1 protein-coding gene is annotated in these 544 nt (G+C 68.2%); it reads left to right on the forward strand.

What is annotated here, in order from left to right:
• Positions 1–544, forward strand: a 544-nt coding sequence (locus tag ACF8Q6_RS14820; protein WP_392499018.1) for an AMP-binding protein, incomplete at both ends; no start/stop codon positions are given.

Below are 544 nucleotides of genomic sequence, written 5' to 3' on the forward strand. Positions count from 1 at the left end.
GCCCGGAAAGCCTGGTGGGTATCGCCGCCGAGCGCTCGCTGGAAATGGTCGTTGGCCTGCTGGCGATCCTTAAAGCCGGCGCCGCCTATGTACCGCTGGACCCGGACTACCCGGCCGAGCGGCTGGCCTACATGTTCGAAGACAGCGGCATCGAACTGCTGCTGACCCAGGCCCACCTGCGCGAGCAGCTGCCGGCGTTTGCCGGGCAGGTCCTGTTGCTGGACCAGCCCGGCGAACTGGGCGGGTACTCGCGGCAGGTGCCGGCGTGCCGGCTGCACCCGGAGAACCTGGCCTACGTCATCTACACCTCCGGCTCGACCGGGCGGCCGAAAGGCGCCGGCAACCGCCACCTGGCGTTGTATAACCGGCTGGCGTGGATGCAGCAGGCGTATGCGCTGGACGGCGCCGACACGGTGTTGCAGAAAACCCCGTTCAGTTTTGACGTGTCGGTGTGGGAGTTCTTCTGGCCGCTGATGACCGGTGCACGGCTGGCCCTGGCGGCGCCGGGGGAGCATCGCGAGCCGGAGCGGCTGATCGACACCAT

Origin of the sequence: Pseudomonas sp. GLN_2, assembly GCF_043106005.1 — a bacterium.
In the GTDB taxonomy this organism is placed as follows: Bacteria; Pseudomonadota; Gammaproteobacteria; order Pseudomonadales; family Pseudomonadaceae; genus Aquipseudomonas; species Aquipseudomonas alloputida.